Origin of the sequence: Streptomyces sp. TRM68416 (genome assembly GCF_014596915.1) — a bacterium.
In the GTDB taxonomy this organism is placed as follows: Bacteria; Actinomycetota; Actinomycetes; order Streptomycetales; family Streptomycetaceae; genus Streptomyces.
Window position 1 is genome coordinate 285,478 of sequence record NZ_JACVWU010000002.1, and the last position, 23,071, is coordinate 308,548.

24 protein-coding genes are annotated in these 23,071 nt (G+C 69.3%); 4 read left to right on the forward strand and 20 right to left on the reverse strand.

Annotated features, from left to right (window positions below):
- Positions 1-22 precede the first annotated feature (22 nt).
- From ICC28_RS04495 to ICC28_RS04545, 11 genes are all read right to left on the reverse strand, one after another.
- Positions 23-913, reverse strand: coding sequence for a diacylglycerol kinase (locus ICC28_RS04495; protein ID WP_188287057.1), 891 nt, complete (start codon positions 911-913; stop codon positions 23-25).
- Between the two features lie 31 nt (positions 914-944).
- The gene (gene tatC, locus ICC28_RS04500; RefSeq protein ID WP_188287058.1) at positions 945-1,892 is read right to left on the reverse strand and encodes a twin-arginine translocase subunit TatC; all 948 of its coding nucleotides are present in this window, start codon (positions 1,890-1,892) and stop codon (positions 945-947) included.
- Positions 1,893-1,939: 47 nt separating this feature from the next.
- A complete protein-coding gene (gene tatA, locus ICC28_RS04505) occupies positions 1,940-2,230 on the reverse strand; it encodes a Sec-independent protein translocase subunit TatA (RefSeq protein WP_188287059.1) in 291 nt (96 codons plus the stop codon).
- A gap of 276 nt (positions 2,231-2,506) precedes the next feature.
- A complete protein-coding gene (locus tag ICC28_RS04510) occupies positions 2,507-2,701 on the reverse strand; it encodes a hypothetical protein (RefSeq protein WP_188287060.1) in 195 nt (64 codons plus the stop codon).
- A 10-nt stretch (positions 2,702-2,711) separates the two neighbouring features.
- Positions 2,712-3,005 carry a hypothetical protein gene (locus ICC28_RS04515; protein WP_188287061.1) on the reverse strand — a complete coding sequence of 98 codons (294 nt, stop codon included), beginning with the start codon at positions 3,003-3,005 and terminating at the stop codon, positions 2,712-2,714.
- A 120-nt stretch (positions 3,006-3,125) separates the two neighbouring features.
- Positions 3,126-4,127, reverse strand: a complete 1,002-nt coding sequence (locus ICC28_RS04520) for a helix-turn-helix transcriptional regulator (RefSeq protein WP_188287062.1) — start codon at positions 4,125-4,127, stop codon at positions 3,126-3,128.
- 18 nt (positions 4,128-4,145) lie between these two features.
- Positions 4,146-5,099 carry a helix-turn-helix transcriptional regulator gene (locus ICC28_RS04525; RefSeq protein ID WP_188287063.1) on the reverse strand — a complete coding sequence of 318 codons (954 nt, stop codon included), beginning with the start codon at positions 5,097-5,099 and terminating at the stop codon, positions 4,146-4,148.
- Positions 5,100-5,347: 248 nt separating this feature from the next.
- Entirely contained in the window at positions 5,348-5,719 is a 372-nt protein-coding gene (locus tag ICC28_RS04530) for an FKBP-type peptidyl-prolyl cis-trans isomerase (protein WP_188287064.1), read from the reverse strand.
- A gap of 61 nt (positions 5,720-5,780) precedes the next feature.
- Positions 5,781-6,776 carry an FKBP-type peptidyl-prolyl cis-trans isomerase gene (locus ICC28_RS04535; RefSeq protein WP_188287065.1) on the reverse strand — a complete coding sequence of 332 codons (996 nt, stop codon included), beginning with the start codon at positions 6,774-6,776 and terminating at the stop codon, positions 5,781-5,783.
- Positions 6,777-6,904: 128 nt separating this feature from the next.
- Positions 6,905-8,266, reverse strand: coding sequence for a Pup--protein ligase (gene pafA, locus ICC28_RS04540; RefSeq protein WP_059196529.1), 1,362 nt, complete (start codon positions 8,264-8,266; stop codon positions 6,905-6,907).
- Between the two features lie 9 nt (positions 8,267-8,275).
- On the reverse strand, positions 8,276-9,535 hold the full coding sequence (locus tag ICC28_RS04545; protein ID WP_188287252.1) for an MFS transporter: 1,260 nt from the start codon (positions 9,533-9,535) through the stop codon (positions 8,276-8,278).
- A gap of 64 nt (positions 9,536-9,599) precedes the next feature.
- Here ICC28_RS04545 and ICC28_RS04550 point away from each other — a divergent pair, with 64 nt between their 5' ends.
- Positions 9,600-10,661, forward strand: coding sequence for a LacI family DNA-binding transcriptional regulator (locus tag ICC28_RS04550; protein ID WP_188287066.1), 1,062 nt, complete (start codon positions 9,600-9,602; stop codon positions 10,659-10,661).
- A 69-nt stretch (positions 10,662-10,730) separates the two neighbouring features.
- Here ICC28_RS04550 and prcA read toward each other — a convergent pair whose 3' ends face one another.
- The 6 genes from prcA to arc all read right to left on the reverse strand — a co-directional run bounded on the left by prcA (position 10,731) and on the right by arc (position 16,902).
- Positions 10,731-11,477 carry a proteasome subunit alpha gene (gene prcA, locus ICC28_RS04555; protein WP_188287067.1) on the reverse strand — a complete coding sequence of 249 codons (747 nt, stop codon included), beginning with the start codon at positions 11,475-11,477 and terminating at the stop codon, positions 10,731-10,733.
- Positions 11,478-11,539: 62 nt separating this feature from the next.
- Positions 11,540-12,385, reverse strand: coding sequence for a proteasome subunit beta (gene prcB, locus ICC28_RS04560; RefSeq protein ID WP_188287068.1), 846 nt, complete (start codon positions 12,383-12,385; stop codon positions 11,540-11,542).
- Positions 12,337-12,930: an endonuclease VII domain-containing protein gene (locus tag ICC28_RS04565; protein ID WP_317453957.1), complete on the reverse strand. Its 594-nt coding sequence runs from the start codon at positions 12,928-12,930 to the stop codon at positions 12,337-12,339. The genes prcB and ICC28_RS04565 overlap by 49 nt, the downstream gene beginning before the upstream one ends.
- Positions 12,931-12,971: 41 nt before the next feature.
- Positions 12,972-13,190 carry a ubiquitin-like protein Pup gene (locus ICC28_RS04570; RefSeq protein ID WP_188287069.1) on the reverse strand — a complete coding sequence of 73 codons (219 nt, stop codon included), beginning with the start codon at positions 13,188-13,190 and terminating at the stop codon, positions 12,972-12,974.
- A 199-nt stretch (positions 13,191-13,389) separates the two neighbouring features.
- Positions 13,390-14,901, reverse strand: coding sequence for a depupylase/deamidase Dop (dop, locus tag ICC28_RS04575; RefSeq protein WP_411158567.1), 1,512 nt, complete (start codon positions 14,899-14,901; stop codon positions 13,390-13,392).
- Between the two features lie 234 nt (positions 14,902-15,135).
- Entirely contained in the window at positions 15,136-16,902 is a 1,767-nt protein-coding gene (gene arc, locus ICC28_RS04580) for a proteasome ATPase (protein WP_188287070.1), read from the reverse strand.
- Between the two features lie 439 nt (positions 16,903-17,341).
- Between arc and ICC28_RS04585 the strand changes: the two genes are divergently transcribed.
- Complete coding sequence (locus ICC28_RS04585; RefSeq protein ID WP_188287071.1) at positions 17,342-17,647, forward strand: ferredoxin; 306 nt, start codon at positions 17,342-17,344, stop codon at positions 17,645-17,647.
- A 21-nt stretch (positions 17,648-17,668) separates the two neighbouring features.
- Here the strand turns inward: ICC28_RS04585 and ICC28_RS04590 are convergent, their stop codons facing one another.
- The 3 genes from ICC28_RS04590 to ICC28_RS04600 form a co-directional block, all read right to left on the reverse strand.
- Positions 17,669-18,247 (reverse strand): hypothetical protein, encoded by a 579-nt coding sequence (locus ICC28_RS04590; protein ID WP_188287072.1) that lies wholly within the window; start codon positions 18,245-18,247, stop codon positions 17,669-17,671.
- A 206-nt stretch (positions 18,248-18,453) separates the two neighbouring features.
- Positions 18,454-19,356: a tRNA (adenine-N1)-methyltransferase gene (locus ICC28_RS04595; protein ID WP_188287073.1), complete on the reverse strand. Its 903-nt coding sequence runs from the start codon at positions 19,354-19,356 to the stop codon at positions 18,454-18,456.
- A gap of 38 nt (positions 19,357-19,394) precedes the next feature.
- The gene (locus tag ICC28_RS04600; RefSeq protein WP_188287074.1) at positions 19,395-21,014 is read right to left on the reverse strand and encodes a site-2 protease family protein; all 1,620 of its coding nucleotides are present in this window, start codon (positions 21,012-21,014) and stop codon (positions 19,395-19,397) included.
- Positions 21,015-21,188: 174 nt separating this feature from the next.
- Between ICC28_RS04600 and ICC28_RS04605 the strand changes: the two genes are divergently transcribed.
- Both ICC28_RS04605 and ICC28_RS04610 read left to right on the forward strand, forming a co-directional pair.
- Positions 21,189-22,313 carry a RecB family exonuclease gene (locus ICC28_RS04605; RefSeq protein WP_188287075.1) on the forward strand — a complete coding sequence of 375 codons (1,125 nt, stop codon included), beginning with the start codon at positions 21,189-21,191 and terminating at the stop codon, positions 22,311-22,313.
- Between the two features lie 14 nt (positions 22,314-22,327).
- A complete protein-coding gene (locus ICC28_RS04610; RefSeq protein ID WP_188287076.1) occupies positions 22,328-22,999 on the forward strand; it encodes a response regulator in 672 nt (223 codons plus the stop codon).
- Positions 23,000-23,071 lie beyond the last annotated feature (72 nt).

Below are 23,071 nucleotides of genomic sequence, written 5' to 3' on the forward strand. Positions count from 1 at the left end.
GCAAACCCTGGATCCGCCCAGCTCACGGCCCTACGACGCGCAGCGCGCCCGGTACGCAGCGCGCGGTCAGCGGCAGCGGCCCGAGCGGCTCGCCGTCGGCGTAGCCGGTGACGTGCTCCGCCGCGATCTCGACCTTCGCGGCCCGCACCACGCTGACCTGCGGGTGGTCGACGTGCCCGCCCCGGTAGACGCTCGGGAACACCCTGAGCAAGGTGGCGCGGGAGCAGTCGCCCACGATCGTGACGTCGAACAGTCCGTCGGTCAGGTCGGCGCCCGGGCAAATGCGCATGCCGCCGCCGTACGACGGCCCGTTCCCGACGGCGACCAGGGTGGCCTCGGTCTCGCGCACCTCGCCGTCGTCGAGCGTGATCCGGTACGGCAGGGGCCGGAAGGCGGCCAGCTCGGCGAGCATGGCGAGGTCGTACTTCAGGCGGCCCGCGGGCCATCGCATGCGGTTGCCCCGGTCGTTGACCCGGGAGTCGAAGCCGGAGGCGAGGACCGTGCCGAACCAGCGACCGCCCACCTGCCCGAGGTCGATGTCGCGGACGCGGGCGCCCTTGAGGGCGGCGGCGATACCGCGTCCGGCGGCGGCCGGGTCGCGGACCGGCAGGCCGAGGGCGCGGGCGAGGTCGTTGCCGGTGCCGACGGCGACCAGGCCCAGCGGGGTCCGGGTGCCGGCCACCGCCTGGAGCGCGAGGTTCGCCATGCCGTCGCCGCCGACGGCGACCAGCGCGCCGGTGCCCTCCTCGACGGCGGCACGCGCGCGCGTGAGGGCGTCGGCGGCGTTCTCCCCGAGGACCGTGCGTACGGTGAATCCGGCCGCCCGCAAAGCGGAAGCGGCCGGCTGCGCCGCGCGGGCGCCCCGGCCGCGGCCCGCGGTGGGGTTGACGAAGAGGGTGAGCTCGCTGGTCACGTCAGAGACCTTATGAGCTGCTTGCCGATCTTCAGGTCACGTCGTCATAACCGTTGACCCGGTCCGGTCCGGCCTGCTCGGGCAGGGCGCGGGCGGCGGGGACGCTCTCGATCTCCCCGATGTCCTCGGGGGTGAGGTCCAGCTCGGAGGCCTCGTCGTCGGCGGGGCCCATCGCGTCACGCAGACGCCTGCGCCGGTCGTTGAGCAGCGAGATGGCGACCGCGCCGAAGTACAGGATCCAGATGGGTCCGGCGAGCGCCATCATGGTCAGCGGGTCGGTGCTCGGTGTCGCGACCGCCGCGAACACGGTGATGCCCATGATCATTCCGCGCCACCAGCCGAGCATGCGCTTGCCGGTGATGACGCCGCTGAAGTTGAGCATGACCAGCAGCAGCGGCAGCTCGAAGGAGAGACCGAAGACGACCACCATGCGCGTGACGAGGTCGAGCAGGTCGTCCAGCGGCAGCAGGTTCTGCACACCGAACGGCGTGAACTCGATCAGCACCTTGGCGGTGGTGGGCAGCACCTTGTACGCGAAGAAGGCACCGCCGAGGAAGAGCGGGAAGCCGGTGGCGACGAACGCGTAGGCGTACTTCCGCTCGTGCTTGTGCAGGCCGGGGGCGACGAAGGCCCACAGCTGGTAGAGCCAGACCGGGGAGGCCAGCACGATGCCGGCCATGAGCGACACCTTCAGTGCCAGGGTGAAGGGGGTGAGCAGACCGTTGATGGTGATCTGCGCGCAGCGCTTCCCTTCGGCCGCTTTGGCCAGTTCCTCGAAGCTCTCCTGGCAGCCGACCGACTTGAGGATCGGATCGGTGAAGAAGTCGATGATCTCCATGTAGAAGAAGGCGGCGACGATCGTCACGGCGACGATGGCCAGCAGCGCCTTCGCGAGCCGGTTGCGGAGCTCGCGAAGGTGTTCTCCGAGGGGCATCCGCCCCTCGGGATCCTTCTCCTGCTTGCGGGCAGACTTCAGCAACCCACGTTCCCATCTCGTGCGGCGGGCCGGAGGTCACCGGCCCTGCGTCAGCGCTTGGTCGTGTCCGTCGGCTCGGTGACCGGGCGCGAACTCGTCACGTCGCCGGGGGCCGCCTGGATGGTGCGCTGGGCCGGGGGCTGCTGCTCGTCGTTGGGCGGCGCGGCGGGCGCGGACGCGTTGTCCTGGCCGTCGGACTTCATGGCCTTCGCCTCGCTCTTGAGGATGCGGGCGGACTTGCCGAGCGACCGAGCCATGTCCGGAAGCTTCTTCGCGCCGAACAGCAGGATGATGACGACGAGGATGAGAATGATCTCGGGGGCTCCGAGCCTTCCGAACATAAGTCTTTACCTTCTCACCGAGGCGGCTTGGGTGGGGTGCTGTTGTCCGACCGGTCGGACAGGTGTCCGAACGATCGTGTTAGCAGCGATCGTAACGCTCAGGGGTGAACGTGAGGCAATCCCCGTGCGTACTCCCGGTCCGCGATCCGGGCCTCGTTCTCCGGGCCGCGACCAGCAGCGTACCCGTCGGGAGCACCAACTTGACAGGGCGAAGTGGCCCAAACCGTACGCGGCGCGGGACTCGCACCCGAACTCACACCCAACTCTCAGACGGGCTCACAGCGAGTCCGCGGCACGCGCCGTACTCACGGCCGCCCGCTCCAGATCCTCCGCCGCCCTGTTGATGCGCCGCGCGGAGTCCGACACCTGCCTGCCGAGGCGGTGCGCCTCCAGGAACACCCGCACCGCGAGCACGCCGAGAACGACGAGACCCAGGAAACCCACAGCTACCGCGAACATCGGCCAGAACATGACGCCGAGCCTAGAGGGTGGAGTGCAGCCGCAGGGTCCTGACCCCGCCGCCCGTCAGCAGCTCCACGATCCGCTCCCCGGCCGGCTTGCGGACCGAGGCGCCGCAGTCGGGGCAGGTGAAGGAGTAGAAGGTGGTGCGGCTGGTGGCACCGATGGCCAGGCGCAGGGCGCCGGCGGCCAGTTCGAAGCTGCCCCGGCAGTCCGGGCAGCCCGCCTTGAACACCACGGGGTTCACGCTCCGCATCCCCGCGAACGCGGACGCCACCGACACTCCCGACCCGCCAGACGTCGCCGACTCGCTCACAGCCCCTGCGCTCCTCTCCCTTGGTCGATCGCCCCGAGGCGCCCCGGCCGCCGGCGGCGGACGGACCGTGCCCGGCCCTGCGGGCGCCCGCGACCCTCGCCGCCGGAGCGCCCGTGCGGCTCACTCCCGCCTGTCGCCCTGCGCCGGCTCCTCGACCCCGTCGTACGCCGCCAGCGCCTCCCGGGCCGCCTGCCGGGCGCTGTCGGCCAGCTCGGGCGGGGAGACGATGCGGCCGTCGCGCCCGAGCCGCAGCGCCAGCCGGCGCAGCGACGCCGGGTCGGGGGTGCGCAGAGTGATACGCAGCCCGCCGTCGGGAAGCTCATCCGCACTGTCGTGCGGGTAGTACTCGGCGACCCAGCGCCCGCCGGGGCCGACCTCGACGACGACCTCCGGGTCCTCGGCGGCGGGCTGCACCAGCCCCTCGGACAGGTCACGCAGCTCGACCTCGGGCGGTGCGGACGGCTCGTCGAGGATCTTGATCTCGGCGACCCGGTCGAGCCGGAAGGTACGGCGCGCCTCGGAGCGGCGGCACCAGGCCTCCACATAGGTGTGGCCGACGCTGACGAGGCGGATCGGGTCGATCTCGCGCTCGGTGACCTCGTCGCGGGCGGGCGAGTAGTAGCGGATCCACAGCCGCCGCCGCTCGGAGATCGCCCGGTCGACGTCGGCGAAGACGCCGCCCTCGGACTCGAAGGTCACCGACAGCCGGGCGCTGGCCCCGGCGGCCTCGCCGGCCGCGGCCTCCACCTTCGCGGTGGCCCGCAGCAGCGCCTGCCGGTCGCCCTCCCGCAGTCCGGGCAGGGTGGACACCGCGCGGGCGGCCACCAGCAGGGCGGTGGCCTCGTCGGAGGCGAGCCTGAGCGGCTCGGCGACGTCGTCGGGGTTGTGCCACCAGATGCGCTCGCCGTCGGTGTCGATGTCGAGCAGGTCGCCGCCGCGGAAGCTGGTGCCGCACATGGGCAGCACATCGAGGTCCGAGACCAGCTCGTCCTCGGTGATGCCGAAGGCGCGCGCGACGTCCTCGACCCGGGCGCCGGGGCGCTCCTTGAGATACGTCACCAGGGAGAGCATCCGTCTGGTCTGGTCGATGGCGTTCACGGGCCTGACCGGTTTGCCTGCCACTGCTTCGTCCGCTCCCCCTCAGCCCTTGGCCACGGCACGCAGCCGGTCCACCACGTCGGCCCGCAGCTCGGCGGGCTCCAGCACCACCACGTCCGGCCCGAACTCCACCAGCCAGGCGTCCAGCCCGTGCCCGTACGGAATCTCCAACTCGTCCCAGCCGTCGCCGAGTTCCCGCACCCGGGTGGCCTTCGCCCGCAAGGGGTACCCGGCGCCGGCGCGCAGCCGGATCAGCGCGGAACGGTCGGCGGTCTCCCCCGCCCAGCTCGCGACGGTCTCGCGCACGGTGACGACATCGGGCACCGCGGCGGTGAACTTCCCCGCGCGCGACCGCACTTTGCCGGTGATCCGCGACAGCCGGAAGACCCGCTCGGCACCCCGGTCGCGGTCCCAGCCGGCCAGGTACCAGTGGCCGCGCCAGCACTCCAGCGCCCACGGCTCGACATGCCGGGGCTCGGGCCGGGCGGCGGTGGCCTTGCGGTAGTCGAAGACGACGGGACGGCGGTCGCGGCAGGCCAGCATCAGCGGCTCGAAGGCGGCCTCGTGCACGGGGATACGGGGTTCCAGGGCGCCGTGGGCCTCGTAGGGGTCGACGTCCTCGGGCAGGCCCGCCGCGCGCAGCTTCTGCAGGGCGCCGCTGGCGGCTCCGGCGAGCCGGGCCTGCTGCCACACCTTGGCGGCCAGGCCCAGCGCGGCGGCCTCCTCGGCGTCGAGGGTGATGGGCGGCAGGCGGTTGCTGTCCCGGCGGGCCAGGTAGCCGACCTCGCCGTCGAGGTTCTCGACGGTCTCGATGACCAGGCCGAGCTCGCGCAGGTCGTCCTTGTCGCGCTCGAACATGCGGCTGAAGGAGTCGTCGCTGCCCGCTTCGAGATAGGCCTCGATGGACTCACGCAGCTCGCGCTTGCTCAGCGGCCGTCGCGTCCCGAGCAGACACAGCGACAGATTCATGAGCCGCTCGGCCTTGGCAATGGCCATCGATGCCCTTCGCCTTCCTATGGTGCTTACGACCGATGACCGTACCGCCCCGCGGTGGCGCGGCAAAAGCCGAGGGCCCATGCCCGGACAGGCATGGGCCCCAGGTGATCGGGTCCGGTCGTATGACGATCAGACCCCACATGATCAGACGTCCAGTGATCAGACGCCCGGCGATCGGACATCCAGTGATCAGACGCCCGGCGATCGGACGTCCAGCGGTCGGACGTCCAGCATCGGACGCCGGGAGATCAGACCCCGAGGAGGTCGACCACGAAGATCAGCGTCTCGCCCGGCTGGATCGCCGGAGTCGGGCTCTGGTTGCCGTAGGCGAGGTGCGCCGGAATGGTCAGCTGGCGGCGGCCGCCGACCTTCATGCCCTGCACACCCTGGTCCCAGCCCTTGATGACACGGCCGGCACCCAGCGGGAAACGGAACGGCGTACCGCGGTTCCAGCTGGCGTCGAACTCCTCACCCGTGCTGAAGGCGACACCCACATAGTGCACGGTGACGTTCTGGCCCGCCTGGGCCACCTCGCCGTCGCCCTCCCAGATGTCCTTGATCTCCAGATCCGCCGGGGGCTCGCCGCCCGGGAAGTCGATCTCGGGCTTGTCGATGCTCACGTCTCTAGCTCCATGCTTGGTGTCGAAAGGCAACGGACACACTCTCACATCCCCGACCAGGTCACATCTTCGCCAGGATGTCCACCGAGAACACCAGCGTGGAGTCCTTCTTGATCTCGCTGCCCTGCGGAGGGTTGTCGCCGTAGCCCAGGTCCGGCGGGACGACGACGAGGACACGGCTGCCGACCTTCTTGCCCGTCAGACCCTGCGACCAGCCCTTGACGACCTGCTGCAGGGAGAACGACGCGAGCTGCTTGTTCGTGTACGTCGCGTCGAACTCCTTGCCGCCGTCCCACAGCACGCCCTTGTACTGCACGAGCACAGTGTCCTCGGCGCCGACCTTCTCCCCGTCGCCCTCCAGGACATAGTTCGCCACCAGCTTCGTCGGCGCGTCGCTGTCGGGGATCTCGATGGAGGGCGCCTTGCCGTCGGTGTTGACACCGACCTTGGGCAGGTCGATGTTGTCCTGGGCGACCGGCGTGCCCTCCGCGGAACTCTTGGCGTTGAACGTGCCCTTCAGGTCCACCACGAACACCAGCGTGTCGGTGCCCTTGATCCCCGCCTGGCTGTTGCCCTGCTCGCCGTAGCCCATCGCCGGCGGCACCGCCATCTCCACCCGGCTGCCGACCTTCCGGCCCGCGAGCCCATGACGCCAGCCGTCGATGATGCTGCCCTGGGCGAGCTGGATGACCAGCGGGGTCTTGCGGTCGTAGGAGTTGTCGAACACCTTCGCCGTGGCCCAGACCTGACCGAGGTAGTGCGCCTGCACATAGTCGTTCTCCGCGACCGTCCGGCCGCTGCCCGCGATCACCGTCTTCACCGCGAGATCCTTCGACGGATCACCGCTGCCCTTGGCCACGGTCGGCTTCTCGTCGAACTTCGTGCCCGCCGTGATCGCCGGCAGCGGACCGTCCACAATCTTCGTCGACGGGCCGGCCGACGAGTCCGAGGGCGACACGCTGTCACCGGGCTCGGCGGAATCCGCCTTGTCGTCGCCACACGCGGCGAGCGTGGCCAGTCCAGCGGGAACGGCAATGAGAAGTGAGCGTCGGCGCACGGTGGGGGCCTCGTAATCGGTCGATCTTGCAGATGGCGTGCGCGCAACTCTACGGCGTGAGAAGGGCGCCGTACGGTAAACGTACGGCGCCCGTGTTGCGTTCCGGCGCTTGGGCCGAAACGCATCGCTCACATACCGGCGATCAGCTTCTCCACCCGGTCGTCCACCGAACGGAACGGGTCCTTGCACAACACGGTGCGCTGCGCCTGGTCGTTGAGCTTCAGATGGACCCAGTCGACGGTGAAGTCCCGGCGCTGCTCCTGGGCCCTGCGGATGAAGTCACCGCGCAGCCGGGCCCGAGTCGTCTGCGGTGGAACGGACTTGCCCTCGAAGATCTTCAAGTCGTTGCAGATCCGGGCTGCTTGCCCCTTCCTCTCCAGCAGGTAGTACAGACCGCGACGGCGGTGGATGTCGTGATACGCGAGGTCTATCTGCGCGACCCGCGGATGCGACATCGTCATGTTGTGCTTCGCCCGGTACCGCTCGATGAGCTTGTACTTCATCACCCAGTCGATCTCGGTGCCGATCCGGTCCAGATCCTCCGCCTCGATCGCGTCCAGCGTCCGGCCCCACAGCTCCAGCACCTGCTCCACCGTGCCGGTCCGGATACCGCGACGCTCGCAGAAGTCCACCGCCTTCTCGTAGTACTCCCGCTGCACCTCCAGCGCCGACGCCTCCCGGCCACTGGCCAGCCGCACCTTGCGCCGGCCCGTGATGTCGTGACTGACCTCCCGGATCGCCCGGATCGGGTTCTCCAGCGTCAGGTCCCGCATCACCGTGCCCGCCTCGATCATGCGCAGCACCAGGTCCGTCGCACCGACCTTCAGCAGCATCGTCGTCTCGGACATGTTCGAGTCGCCCACGATGACATGCAGCCGCCGGTAGCGCTCCGCGTCCGCGTGCGGCTCATCACGCGTGTTGATGATCGGCCTCGAACGCGTCGTCGCCGAGGAGACGCCCTCCCAGATGTGCTCGGCCCGCTGACTCACGCAGTACACGGCACCGCGCGGCGTCTGCAGCACCTTGCCCGCACCGCACAGCAACTGGCGCGTGACAAGGAACGGAATGAGGATGTCCGCGAGCCGGGAGAACTCCCCGTGCCGCGCCACCAGATAGTTCTCGTGACAACCGTAGGAGTTGCCCGCCGAGTCGGTGTTGTTCTTGAAGAGGTAGACGTCGCCCGCGATTCCCTCCTCGTGCAGGCGTCGTTCGGCGTCCACCAGGAGTCCTTCCAGAATGCGTTCGCCGGCCTTGTCGTGCGTGACCAGCTCGGTCACGTTGTCACATTCGGGTGTCGCGTATTCCGGATGTGATCCCACGTCTAGATACAGGCGAGCGCCGTTCCGCAGAAAGACATTGCTGCTGCGGCCCCATGACACGACACGGCGGAAGAGGTACCGCGCCACCTCGTCAGGCGACAGGCGGCGCTGTCCCCTGAACGTGCACGTGACGCCGTACTCGTTCTCCAGCCCGAAAATGCGGCGGTCCATGACTGAACATTACGCCCGATCCCCTGCGCTGAAACGGGGTTCGACGGCACGGTTTGGATCATTTTCCGATGAAGCCGCAACAACCGCTCCACCGGCGGACGCTGCCAGAACCCGCCCCGTGGCCAGCAGGACCAGCAACGACACACCCCCCGCGACACCCGGAACCGCGAACCCCCACAAGGTCCCGCCCGTCTCCACGACCGGACCCGTCAGCCCCGTACCCACCGACGCCCCCACGGTGAACGTCGTCACAAGCCAGGAGAACGCCTCGGTGACCGTACCCCGCGGCGCGTGCCGGTCCACCAGCACGAACGCCACCGCGATGACCGGCGCCAGGAACACACCCGACAGCACCGACAACAGCACCATCGACACCGTCCCCGGCATCAGCATCAACGGCAGGTAACACACCGCCAGAAGTGCCACCAGCACCGTCAGTCGCCGCGCCGGCTCACCCGCCCACTGCCGCGCCCCGTACACCAGACCGCCCACCAGCGCACCGAGCCCGAGCCCCGCCATCAGCCAGCCGTACACCGCGTCCCCGCCGTGGTCGTCCGCGTACGACACCGATGCCACCGTGATCGAACCCAGCGCGATCCCCACGAACAGGAACGCGCCCAGCAGCGCCAGCAGCCCCCGCGAACGCAGCGCGCCCAGCCAGTGCGCCTCACGCGGCGCCGAACGCCACGCGCGCGAAGGCGGCGAGAGGACCACGGACAGGGCACCGAGCACACCGATGACGTTCAGGACCAGCAGAGCCGCCTGCGCCGACCACAGCGCCGTGCACAGCGTCACCAGCAGCGGCCCGACCGTGAACATCACCTCCTGCGCCACCGCGTCCATCGCGTACGCCGTGTGCACCTGGTCCTCCCTGCGCAGGACCGACGGCCACAGCGCCCGCAGACCGCCCTCCAGCGGCGGCGTGAAGAGCCCCGCCGCCGCCACCGCCGCGTACGCCAGCGGCAACGGCCCGACCCCGACGAACGCGAACACGGCCATCGCCAGCGCCGACAGCACCGCCGCCGGCAACTGCACCCGCGGCTGCCCGTGCAGATCCACCAGCCGGCCCAGCAACGGCTGCCCGACGGCATTGGACACGCCGTACACCGCCGCCAGCGCCCCGGCCAGGCTGTACGTACCGCCCTCCGCCCGCACGAACAGCACGATCGCGATCGCACCCGTGGCGTTCGGCAACCGGCCCACCAGCGTCCCGGCAAGCAGGCGCGTGGCATGCCTCGCTCTGAGGATCTCCAGATACCCCGCGGCCATGATCCGCCCTCTCCTCGCCGTACCACCGGAAGTTTTACGTATAACTTCGCCCGTCATACGTACCATGAGCGCTGTTCACGAGTCCAGACGAAAGCGCAGGCACACAGTGGCACGAGGCAGCAGCACCCGCCCCACGAGCCGCGACGTCGCCCACGCCGCCGGCGTCTCCCAAGCCGCCGTCTCCCTCGTACTCGGCGACAAATGGCGCGGCCGCGTCTCACCCGCCACCGCCGAACGCGTACGCCAAGCCGCCCGCGACCTCGGCTACCGCCCCAACCTCGCCGCCCGCAACCTCCGCCTCGGCCGCACCCGCACCGTCCTCCTCGTCGTCCCCGCCCTCACCACCGAATTCTTCGCCGGCGTCTACACCGGCGCCGCCCGCATCGCCGCCACCCACGGCTTCGGCGTCGTCCTCTACCCCTCCCCCGAAGGCATCGGCCCCGCCCGCGACCCCTTCGCCTCCGCCCAAGCCGCCCTCGACGGCGTCATCGCCTCCTCCATGGCCGCCGACGCCCTCACCGCCATCCGCGGCGACCAACTCCCCCTCGTCATGCTCGACAGCGACCCCACAGGCAGCCTCGGCGCCGCCACCGTCAACCTCGACATCGCCGACGGCATACGCCAGATCGCCGACCACCTCCTGGACCTGGGCCACCACCGCTTCCTCCACCTGGCCGCCGACGTACCCTCCTGGACCTTCGAAGTCCGCGCCCGCGAACTCCACACGCGCCTGAACGCCGCCCCCGGCACCTCCCTGCGGACCGCCCGCGCACCCATCTCCATCGAAGGCGCCCAGCAAGCGGCCGAAACCGCCCTCTCCACCCCTGGTCCCCGCCCCACCGCCCTCGTCTGCGACGACGACAAACTCGCCGCCGGCGCCTACAAAGCCGCCCGACGCCTCGGCCTGCGCATCCCCGAGGACCTCTCCGTCACCGGCCTCGACGACCTCGCCCTCGCCACCGCCATCGACCCCGAACTCACCACCGTCCGCCTCGACGCCGAACTCTTCGGCGAACGCGGCATGAAAGCCCTCCTCGCCGTCCTCGACGGCCGCCCACCCGAAGCCGGCGACATCCCCGTCCACCTCGTCGTACGCGGCTCCACAGCCCCACCCAGCACCCCCTGAAACGCCCTGTGCCCCGACCGAGGACTCGGCCGGGGCACAGCAGGGTGAGGTATGGCAGGTACGGGCGGACTACTCCTCGTCGGCCCCCTCGGCACTCTCCGCCTCGGTCGCCGCACCACCGCTCTCCAGCAACCGATCCAGCTGCCGACCCACAATCCGCTTGAACTTCCGCTGCTGCGGACGCGTACGATCCAGCACCGCAACCTCCAGCCGCTCCGCCGGAATCTCCCGCTGCGTACCGTTCGTATCCCGCGACAACGCCTGCACAGCCAGCTTCAGCGCCTCCGCAAGACTCATCCCGTCCTGATGACGCTGATCGAGGTAACTGCTGATCTGCTCCGCATTGCCCCCGACCGCAACCGAACCGTGCTCATCCACGATCGACCCGTCATGCGGCAACCGGTAGATCTGATCACCCTCCGGCGTCTCACCGACCTCGGCGACCACCAGCTCCACCTCGTACGGCTTCTCCGCCGCGGAAGAGAAGATCGTGCCGAGGGTCTGGGCATACACGTTCGCAAGACCGCGAGCGGTCACGTCATCCCGGTCGTACGTGTACCCACGAAGATCGGCATACCGCACCCCACCGATCCGCAGATTCTCGTACTCGTTGTACTTGCCCGCCGCAGCGAAACCGATCCGGTCATAGATCTCGCTGAACTTGTGCAGCGCACGGGACGGATTCTCCCCGACGAACACGATGCCGTCGGCATACTGCAGCACAACCAGGCTGCGACCACGCGCAATACCCTTACGGGCATACTCCGCCCGATCGGCCATCGCCTGCTGAGGTGAGACATAGAACGGCGTCGACACCGGTTATCCGTCCCTTTCTGTGGAAGTCACTGCCATCACCAACCAAGAACCGTGCGCGCCGGCTACAGCAACGCCGCCCGCGGCCCGTCCGGCTGCTGCAGACGCCGCTCCAGGATCGAACGAGCGATCTCGGAGGACTCCTCATCCGTCAGCCGACGGAAACCGTCATCAGTGATCACAGTGACGATCGGGTAGATCCGGCGGGCGACATCAGGACCACCGGTCGCCGAGTCGTCGTCAGCCGCGTCATACAGAGCCTGCACCACCAACGTCGTGGCCTCGGCCTCACTCAGATCCTCACGGAACAACTTCTTCATCGCGCCCCGCGCGAAGATCGAACCGGAGCCGGTGGCGGCATACCCCTGCTCCTCGGAACGACCACCGGTCACGTCGTAGGAGAAGATCCGCCCCTTCTCCCGGTCGACGTCGTACCCCGCGAAGAGCGGCACGACCGCCAGCCCTTGCATGGCCATGCCGAGGTTGGAACGGATCATGGTCGACAGCCGGTTCGCCTTGCCCTCCAGCGAGAGCTGCGCCCCCTCGACCTTCTCGAAGTGCTCCAGCTCCAACTGGAACAGCTTCACCATCTCCACCGCGAGACCCGCGGTACCCGCGATACCGACGGCCGAGTACTCATCGGCAGGGAAGACCTTCTCGATGTCACGCTGCGCGATCACATTCCCCATCGTCGCGCGCCGGTCACCGGCCAGCACCACACCACCCGGGAACGTCACCGCCACGATCGTGGTGCCGTGCGGCGCCTCGATCACACCCTGCGTGGGCGGCAGTTGACGCTTCCCCGGCAGCAGCTCCGGCTGGTGCTCCGAGAGAAAATCCATGAAGGACGAGGACCCAGGCGTCAGGAAGGCAGCTGGTAGACGCCCGGTGCTACGAGTGTTGGCTTCCACGCGATTCCTTCCAAGTAAGCGGCGGCCCGGCGGACGGCGTCGGGGTCGTCTCCCAACTTGCCGATGGCCGAATTGCAGTTGAAGCACAGTACGCCACGGACCTTACCCGTCTCGTGGCAATGATCCACATGCACGGCCGGAGCCTTCAGGCAGATCACGCAGAGCCCCATCTGAGAGGCGACCATCTCGTCACGCTCAGCTTCGGTGAGGCCGTAGTGGCGCTTGAGGTGACCAGCCCGCCCGTCGGCTGCCTTGCACGCTTTGCATCGGCTCGCGAGCCCATCCGGAGCGCTGGTCTTCTCGTGCCAGGCGCTGTGCGGCTTCACCTCACGACACCCTCGACAGTATTTGTGCCCCTCGGGCACATCGCCCTTGCGATGAACCTCCAGGCCCCGCGCCTGCCTACGCTCGCGGTATTGCTCTGCCTGGCATTCACGGCAGTAGGCCTGAAGGCCGTCTCGCATCGCCTTGTTGCTGGCGAAGGATGCTCGCGGCTTGGTCGCGCCGCACCGCGAGCAACGCTTCCCCTCTTGCGCGTCAGTCACCCACCCGCTCCGTCCACCTTCGATCCGAAGGTCAAATGACCCTACTGGCCACCCTTTTGAACGAAGCTTCGAACGAAGTCCTCGGCGTTCTCCTCCAAGACATCGTCGATCTCGTCCAGGACCGAGTCCACGTCATCGCTCAGCTTCTCGTGCCGCTCCTTGAGGTCCTCCGAGCCCTGCGCCTCCGCAGTCTGCTCCTCGACCTCCTCGGTGGAGCGCGTGGCCTTCTGCTGTCCGCCGCCGGTGTCCTTGGTTGCCATAACCCTCACCCCGCTCAGTTCGCCCGACATGGTCGCCAGGTCGGCATTCCTGCCGATCGGTGATGATCAGACCCTACAAGCCCGGTCTGACATCGGCCCCGCACTTTCCACAACGTGCGGGGGCCATCTCGATGATTCCCGGACGGGCGGTTTTCCCACCCTGTCCGGCCCCCTGATTCCGTGGGTTCCGTGTACCCGTTCAGCCGCCGGACAGCACCCTGACCAGGTCTTCCGCGGTGCGGCAGCGGTCGAGGAGCTCCTTGACGTGATTACGCGTTCCGCGAAGCGGTTCGAGGGTTGGGACGCGCTGGAGGGAATCGCGTCCCGGGAGGTCGAAGATGACGGAGTCCCAGGAGGCGGCGGCGACGTCGTCGGCGTACTGCTCCAGGCAGCGGCCGCGGAAGTAGGCGCGGGTGTCCTCCGGGGGCTTGGCGCAGGCTCGCTCGACCTCGGCCTCGGTGAGGAGTCGTTTGATGCGGCCGCGGGCGGCGAGGCGGTTGTAGAGGCCCTTCTCGGCGCGTACGTCGGCGTACTGGAGGTCGAGGAGGTGGAGCTTGGCGGCGTCCCAGTCGAGGCCGTCGCGGCGCCGGTAGCCCTCCATGAGTTCGCGTTTGGCGACCCAGTCGAGTTCGCCGGCGAGGCTCATGGGGTCGTTCTCCAGGCGGTTGAGGGTGTCCTCCCAGCGGGTGAGGATGTCCTTGGTCTGTTCGTCGGCGTCGGCGCCGAAGCGTTCCTCGACGTATTTGCGGGAGAGCTCGTAGTACTCCATCTGGAGTTGGACGGCGGTGAGTGTGCGGCCGCTGCGCAGCGTGACGAGGCGCTGGAGGGTGGGGTCGTGGGAGACCTGGTGGAGGGTGCGGACGGGCTGGTCCACGGCCAGGTCGACGGCGATGAAGCCGTCTTCGATCATGGAGAGGACGAGGGCTGTGGTGCCGAGTTTGAGGTAGGTGGAGATCTCGGAGAGGTTGGCGTCGCCGATGATCACGTGCAGGCGGCGGTACTTCTCGGCGTCGGCGTGCGGCTCGTCGCGGGTGTTGATGATCGGGCGTTTCAGCGTCGTCTCCAGGCCGACCTCGACTTCGAAGTAGTCGGCGCGCTGGCTGAGCTGGAAGCCGTGTTCGTGGCCGTCCTGGCCGATGCCGACGCGGCCGGCTCCGGCGAAGACCTGGCGGGAGACGAAGAAGGGGGTGAGGTGGCGCACGATGTCGGAGAAGGGGGTTTCCCGCTTCATCAGGTAGTTCTCGTGCGTGCCGTAGGAGGCGCCTTTGTTGTCGGTGTTGTTCTTGTAGAGGTGGATGGGCTGGGCGCCGGGGAGCTGGGCGGCGCGGTCGGCGGCTTCGGCCATGATGCGTTCGCCGGCCTTGTCCCAGAGGACGGCGTCGCGGGGGTTGGTGACTTCGGGGGAGCTGTATTCGGGGTGTGCGTGGTCGACGTAGAGGCGCGCTCCGTTGGTGAGGATGACGTTGGCCAGGCCGATGTCCTCGTCGGTGAGCTGGCTGGCGTCGGCGGCCTCGCGGGCGAGGTCGAAGCCTCGGGCGTCCCGCAGGGGGTTTTCCTCTTCGAAGTCCCAGCGGGCCCGGCGGGCCCGGTGCATCGCCGCTGCGTAGGCGTTGACGATCTGGGACGAGGTGAGCATGGCATTGGCGTTGGGGTGGCCGGGGACGGAGATCCCGTATTCCGTCTCGATGCCCATTACTCGCCGTACGGTCATGCGGCCCTCCTTGCCCGGCGGCGCCCTCGGTCGGGGGCGGCGCTCAAGTACCGCTGGCGCTCCGGTGCGTGTGCGGTGCCCGTCCCCGCACTGCGCGACTCGGCGGTAGGAAAGAGCCTAGAGCGCCTTTGCGCTGGTGGGGAGATCATTTGCGTCTTTGCCTTGGTTGGGTGGTGGCCGGAAAAGCAGTCGGCTGCGGGTGCCCGGTGGGGGCACCCGCAGCCGCCCTGGTTTTTACAGGTACTGACCGGTGTTGGCCACTGTGTCGATGGAGCGTCCGGTGTCTGCGCCCTGCTTTCCGGTGATGAGGGTGCGGATGTAGACGATCCGTTCGCCCTTCTTTCCGGAGATGCGGGCCCAGTCGTCGGGGTTGGTGGTGTTGGGGAGGTCTTCGTTCTCCTTGAACTCGTCCACGCAGGCCTGGAGGAGGTGGGAGACGCGGAGGCCCTTCTGGTTGTGCTCCAGGAAGTCCTTGATCGCCATTTTCTTGGCGCGTCCGACGATGTTTTCGATCATGGCGCCGGAGTTGAAGTCCTTGAAGTAGAGGACTTCCTTGTCTCCGTTGGCGTAGGTGACTTCGAGGAAGCGGTTTTCCTCGGATTCGGCGTACATCTGTTCCACGGCGGTCTGGATCATGCCCTGGACCGTGGCTCCCTTGTCGCCGCCGTGTTCGCCGACGTCCTCGGGGTGGAGGGGGAGGCGTTGGGTGAGGTACTTGCCGAAGATGTCCTTGGCGGCTTCGGCGTCGGGGCGCTCGATTTTGATCTTCACGTCGAGGCGGCCGGGGCGCAGGATGGCGGGGTCGATCATGTCCTCGCGGTTGGAGGCGCCGATGACGACCACGTTCTGCAGGCCTTCGACGCCGTCGATCTCGGCGAGGAGCTGCGGGACGATGGTGTTTTCCACGTCGGAGCTGACGCCGGAGCCGCGGGTGCGGAAGAGGGATTCCATCTCGTCGAAGAAGACGATGACGGGGGTGCCCTCGGAGGCCTTCTCGCGCGCACGCTGGAAGACGAGGCGGATCTGTCGCTCGGTCTCGCCGACGTACTTGTTGAGGAGTTCGGGGCCCTTGATGTTGAGGAAGAAGCTCTTGCCCTGGGCCTGGCCGGTGACTTCGGCGACCTTCTTGGCCAGCGAGTTGGCGACGGCCTTGGCGATGAGTGTCTTGCCGCATCCGGGGGGCCCGTAGAGCAGGACGCCCTTGGGCGGGCGCAGTTCGTGCTCCTTGAACAGGTCCGGGTAGAGATAGGGGAGCTCGACGGCGTCGCGGATCATTTCGATCTGGTTGCCGAGGCCGCCGATCTGTTCGTAGCCGATGTCGGGGACTTCTTCGAGGACGAGTTCCTCGACTTCGCTCTTGGGCACGATCTCGTAGACGTAGCCGGAGCGGGGTTCGAGCAGGAGGGCGTCGCCGGGGCGGATGGTGACGCCCAGGAGGGGTTCGGCGAGCCGTACCACGCGTTCTTCGTCGGTGTGTCCGAGTACCAGGGCGCGTTCGCCGTCCTCAAGGATCTCCTTGAGGGTGACGATGTCGCCGACGCGCTCGAATTCCATGGCTTCGACCACGTTGAGCGCTTCGTTGAGCATGACTTCCTGGCCGCGCCGCATGTCGTCGAGTTCGACGCTGGGGCTGACGTTCACGCGGAGTTTGCGTCCTCCGGTGAAGATGTCGGCGGTGCCGTCTTCGTTGGCTTGCAGGAAGACTCCAAAGCCGGCCGGTGGCTGTGCGAGCCGGTCGACTTCTTCCTTGAGGGCGACGATCTGGTCGCGGGCCTCGCGGAGTGTGTTGGCGAGTCGTTCGTTCTGGGCGGAGACGCCGGCCAGGTTGGTCTGCAGCTCGACGATCCGCTCTTCGAGAATCCTCGTGTGTCGCGGAGAGTCGGCGAGCTTGCGTCGCAGGACGGCGATCTCCTGCTCAAGGTAGGCAATCTGCCCGGCAGGGTCTTCGGACCCTCGTCCCGGGCGGATGCCGCGGTTCATGTCGTCGTCGTGGGCTGCCACGGTCCTCACCTCCTCCAAGGGGAGCTGGACGCTTCCAGACCCTACCTGGGTGGGTATCGATTGAAACCCCTAGATCACAAAGACTGTCAAGGTGTGTCGTCGGCCACACCCTGAGTCCTTCCTTACGCGGAGTGGATACCCACTCAACGCGATTCAGAAGCGGGCTGTTCCTGGCCGGGGTGGTGGAACACCGTCGCGGTGGGCCGGAGTTGCTGCTGCCGGGCGGGCCGGCGGGCGGTCGGGAGGGGGTGTGGTGACGGGTCGCGGAGGGGTGTTCCCGGTTCACCGAGGGGTGACGCAGGGGTGGTGTGCGGGCACGGTGCGTTAGCGGTGGTGGTGCCGTTGTCGGGGGTGGGGCGGGGGTCGGTCGGCCTCGGGTCGGGAGGGGGCGGAGGTAGGGTCGAGGCGTTATTTCAAAGCAGTGGAGACGGCGGGAGACATGGGCGTGCAGCAGGAGGCCGGGGTCGGTGGCGAGGCACTGGAGGTCTGGATCGACCAGGATCTCTGTACCGGCGACGGCATCTGTGTGCAGTACGCGCCGGAGGTGTTCGAGCTGGACATCGACGGGCTGGCGTATGTGAAGGGCTCGGACGACGAGCTGCTGCAGGACAGGGGTGCGACGACGCCGGTGCCGTTGCCGTTGCTGACGGATGTGGTGGATTCGGCGAAGGAGTGTCCTGGCGAGTGCATTCATGTGCGCCGGGTCGCGGACCGGGTCGAGGTGTTCGGGCCCGACGCGGAGTGACGGCCTGGTTGCGGGGGCCGGTCAGACGCTGCGGGCTCCGGCAGGGGTGGTGCGCTGGAAGGCGCCGTCCTTCCACTGCCATTTCGCGCGGTCGGTGACGTCGGGGCAGCAGCGGGGGACGTCGTCGGAGGAGTAGCCGAGGAGGGTGGCGTGGACGGCTCCGTCGCGTAGGTCGAGGGTGTCGACGGTGAGGTGGTCCTTGGGGTCGGCGAGGGTGGCGACGACGCGGGGGCGTTCGGTTTCGCTCGCGCGTGTGAGGACGTAGACGCCGTCGGGTGGTGTGCCCATGGGGGCGTCGCAGTGGACGACGGCGACGGTTTCGGGGCGTCCGTCACCGTCGAGGTCGCCTGACGCTTTTTTGACGACAACCGCTTTGACGGGGCCGCATTCCAGGGGGAATGTGACGTCCGCGGGGTTGGGCGGGGTGAGGTCGGTGTGCGTGGTCTGCGTCTGGGGGCCGGCGGCCTGGGCGGCGGTCGCGGAGTCGGGTTGCAGGGCGGCGGAGAGCGCCATGACGCCGGCGAGGGCGGTGGCGGTCGCGAGCCAGTGGATGGGGCGGGTGTGGGTGTGTGCCAGTTCCGGGACGGCGGGGTGCTGCACTAGGAGTGTCTCCTGTGAGGGCTGTGCCGGTGGGTGCCAGGCATGGTGCCACACGTCACAGGGCGGGGGAACGGCGGGGTGTGCGGTTCGGGTGCCGGAGTGTGCGGGGGTGGTGTGCCGTCCGGGGGAAAGTACGGTGGCCGAGTTCCCGTGTGGTTCGGGAACTCGGCCGTGGTGTTCGTACGTTGGGGGCGGCGGGGGCCGGGTCAGCGGCCGGTGCCTCCGTCGGCGTTGGGGCCGGCGTAGTCCTCGCCGTAGGCGCCCTTGGCGGGGCGGCGGCGGCGCATGGGCGGTTCGACGCCGTCGGCGAGGCGTCGGGCGGTGAGCAGGAAGCCGGTGTGGCCGATCATGCGGTGGTCGGGGCGGACGGCGAGGCCCTCGATGTGCCAGTTGCGGATCATCGTCTCCCAGGCGGTCGGCTCGTTGAAGCTGCCGATCTCGCGGATGGACTCGACGGTCCGGGCGAGCTGGGTGGTGGTGGCGACGTAGCAGCAGAGGATGCCGCCGGGGACGAGTGCCTTGGAGACGGCCTCCAGGCATTCCCAGGGGGCGAGCATGTCGAGGATGACGCGGTCGACGTCGGTGTCGCTCAGGTTGTCCTGGAGGTCGCCGACGGTGAGCTGCCAGGCGGGGTGGGGGCCGCCGAAGTAGCGCTCCACGTTCTGCTTGGCGATCTCGGCGAAGTCCTCGCGGCGCTCGTAGGAGTGCAGCATGCCCTGGTCGCCGATGGCACGCAGCAGGAAGCTGCTGAGCGAGCCGGAGCCGACGCCGGCCTCGACGACGCGGGCGCCGGGGAAGATGTCGGCGAAGGCGAGGATCTGCCCGGCGTCCTTGGGGTAGACGACGGCTGCCCCGCGGGGCATGGACAGGACGTAGTCGGGGAGCAGGGGGCGCAGCGCGAGGTAGGCGACGTTCCCGGTGGTGCGGACAACGCTGCCCTCGGGTGCGCCGATCAGTTCGTCGTGCGGGAAGGAACCCTTGTGGGTGTGGAAGTTCTTCCCGGCTTCGAGCGTGAACGTGTAGTGGCGGCCCTTGGGGTCGGTCAGCTGAACCTGGTCCCCGACCTTGAAGGGCCCGCGCCTGCGGGCGGCACCGGTCGGTTCGGACATGTGAACAGACTACCGGGGTTTGTGGGGGCCGCCGACCATCAGGAGGGGCGGGCCATGGCCTTGACGAAGGCGCGCTCGACGTCGGCGGCGGAGAGGACGCCGTAGATCTCGCCGGTTTCTTCGACGACGAGGTATTCGGTGGCGGGGGTGGCTCGGAGGGCGTCGAGGAGTTCTTCTCCGGCGAGTTCGGCGGAGACGCGCATGCCTTCGGTGAGCTCTTGGGCGAGGCCGCTGACGGCGACCCAGGGGCGGCGGTGTTCGGGGACGCCGACGATGGCGGCTTCGCGGACGAGGGAGAGGGGGGCGCCGTCGGTGTCGACGACGACGAGGGCGCGGGCGCCGGCGGCGTTGGCGCGGCGCAGCGCTTCGGAGAGGGGGGTGTCGGATTCGACGGGGACGGCGCGGCGGGTGAGGGTGCGGGCGCGCAGTTCGGGGAGGTGTTCGCGCAGGCGGGCCATGCGGAGGCTGTTGCCGGCGCCGGTCCAGATGATGGCGGCGAGGATGGCGGCGAGCAGGGCGTCCATGACGGTGTCCATGCCGACGTTGTCCTCGGCGTTGGAGCCGAGGGCTCCGGACTGGGTGAGCAGGGGGAGGCCGATGAGGACGGAGACGGCGAGGGCGCGGCCGACCCAGGCGGCGGCGATGGTGCCGCTCATGGGTTTGCCGGTGATCTTCCAGACGACGGCGCGGAGCATGCGGCCGCCGTCGAGGGGCAGGCCGGGCAGGAGGTTGAAGCCGGCCACGATGAGGTTGGAGATCATCAGGCCGGCCAGCAGGACGCCGGGGACGGTGCCGGGTTCCACGGTCTGCATGACGGCGTAGAAGACGCCGGCGAGGGCGAGGGAGAGCAGGGGGCCGACGAAGGCGAGGATGAATTCGCGGCCCGGGGTGTCGGACTCCTTCTCGATCTCGGAGACGCCGCCGAAGAACTGGAGCTGGATGCGGCGGACGGGGAGTTTGAAGCGGAGGGCCGCGACGGTGTGGGCGAGTTCGTGGACGAGGACGGAGGCGTAGAAGGCGACGGCGAAGAAGAGGGAGACGAGGTAGCGGGCGGCGCCGAGTTCGGGCAGCACGCGGTCGAGCTGGCCGCCGAAGACCCAGGTGATGAGGGCGGCGACGAGGAACCAGCTGGGTGCGACGTACACGGGCACGCCGAAGGGGCGGCCCATGAGCAGTCCGCCCCGGCTCTCCGGGGGTCGCTGGGGCGGGCGCGTCTTGGCCGTCCCGGAGTGCGCGAGGGTGCGGTGGTCGGCGTCGGCGGGGGCCTGGTGGTCGGCGTCAGCCGGGGCCCGGTGATGGGTGTCGGCGGGGGCCCGGTGATGGGCGTCTGCCGGGGCCGGGCGGTCGCCGTCTGCCGGGGCCGGGCGGTCGGCGTCGGCGGGGGCCCGGTGATGGGCGTCGGCGGGGGTCGGCTCGGACGAGTGGGGCGGTTTCTCGGCCTGTCGGGCTTCGGGGGCGTCCGGGGCGTCGGTGGTTGCCGGCTTGGTGAACTTCCCCGCCGCGGTGGGCTGTTCGTCGGGTGCGGAGGTGTTGTCGTGGTGGCGCTGGTCCGAGTCGGTGTGCACGGGGTCGGCGGCCGGGGCCTTCGGCCCTGTGTGGCGCCGGTCCGTCTCCTCGCTGTCGGACCGCGGCTGCCCGCTCCCGCCGCTCTCGTCCACGATGTCCCCTCGTTCGAAGCGTCTTCCGCGCCTGCCGGGCGGAAGGGTCTCGGGTCGATGGTATGCGTCCGTCGCTGCGCGTTCCGCCCCGGCACCCCCTGTGTTCGCGCGCTGTCGGGCCGTCGGGGGCCGGGGCGGGGGTGACTGTCGGTGGTGGGCCGTATGGTCTGTGGCATGGAGACGAGCACGGAGGGCGCGGCGGCGGGCCTCAGCGGTGGTGTCGTGGATGCGGGGCGGGCCGTGTCCGGCGGGGACGCGACGGCGCGGGAGCGGACGGCGGCCGCGCCGACGGATGCCGTGGCGACGGATGCCGCGGCGGCGGCCCCGGGCAGGGAGGTCGTGGACCCGGGGCGGGCCGTGCCCGGCGAGGTCACGGCGGTGGCGGGGCAGGCGGTGGCGGGGCAGGCTGCGCCGGGGCAGGCGGTGGCGGGGCCGGGGGATGCCGTGGCCGTGGTGCCCGGCTCGTTGTCGCCTTCGCGTGCCGGGGACTTCATGCAGTGTCCGTTGTTGTATCGGTTCCGAGTGATCGACCGGTTGCCGGAGAAGCCGAGTGAGGCGGCGACGCGGGGGACGTTGGTGCATGCGGTGCTGGAGCGGTTGTTCGATGCTCCGGCGGCGGAGCGGACGGCGTCCCGGGCCCGGGCGCTGGTGCCGGGGCAGTGGGAGCGGCTGCGGGAGAGCAGGCCGGAGGTGGTGGAGCTGTTCGCCGACGATCCGGAGGGCGAGCGGCTGGCGCGCTGGCTGGGTGAGGCGGAGCGGCTGGTGGAGCGGTGGTTCTCGCTGGAGGATCCGACGCGGCTGGAGCCGGCGGAGCGTGAGCTGTTCGTGGAGGCGGAGCTGGAGTCGGGGCTGCGCCTTCGCGGGATCATCGACCGGGTGGACGTGGCGCCGACGGGCGAGGTGCGGATCGTCGACTACAAGACGGGCAAGGCTCCCCGGCCGGAGTACGCCGAGGGTGCGCTGTTCCAGATGAAGTTCTACGCGCTTGTGGTGTGGCGGTTGAAGCGGGTGGTGCCCCGTCGGCTGCAGTTGGTGTATCTGGGCAGTGGGGATGTGCTGACGTACGACCCGGTGGTGGCCGATCTCGAGCGGGTCGAGCGCAAGCTGTTGGCGCTGTGGGAGGCGATCCGGCTGGCGACGGAGACGGGTGACTGGCGGCCGCGGCCGACGAAATTGTGCGGCTGGTGCGATCACCAGGCGCACTGTCCGGAATTCGGTGGTACTCCCCCGCCCTACCCGCTGCCGGCGAGGGCGGCCGAGTCGGGTGGGGGCGCACAGGGCAGAATGGGGCCGGACTAGCGAAGGAGACTTACGTGGCCATCCGCGTCCTACTGGTCGACGACCAGCCGCTGCTGCGTACCGGCTTCCGGATGATCCTGGAGGCGGAGCAGGATCTCGCGGTCGTGGGCGAGGCCGGAGACGGCCTTCAGGCCCTCGACCAGGTGCGCGCGCTGCAGCCCGATGTGGTGTTGATGGACATCCGTATGCCGCGGATGGACGGTGTGGAGGCGACCCGGCAGATCACCGGGCCGGGGCGGGACGGCCCGGCGAAGGTGCTGGTGCTGACGACGTTCGATCTCGACGAGTATGTGGTGGAGGCGTTGAAGGCGGGGGCCAGTGGGTTTCTGCTGAAGGATGCCCCGGCCAATGAGCTGGTGCAGGCGATCCGGGTGGTGGCCGCGGGTGAGGCGATGCTCGCGCCGAGTATCACGCGTCGGCTGCTGGACAAGTACGCGACGCATCTGCCCTCGGGTGAGGAGCCGGTTCCGGACACGCTGCACTCGCTGACCGAGCGTGAGGTGGAGGTGCTGAAGCTGGTGGCGCGGGGGCTGTCCAACGCGGAGATCGCGGCGGATCTGTTCGTCAGTGAGACCACGGTGAAGACGCACGTGGGGCATGTGCTGACCAAGCTGGGCCTGCGGGACCGGGTGCAGGCCGCGGTGTACGCGTACGAGAGCGGGCTGGTGCGTCCCGGGGCGCAGTAGCCGGTGGTGGCCGTACCTCAACCGCACAAGGGCGCCCGCTTCCCTCATGGAAGCGGGCGCCCTTGTGCGGTG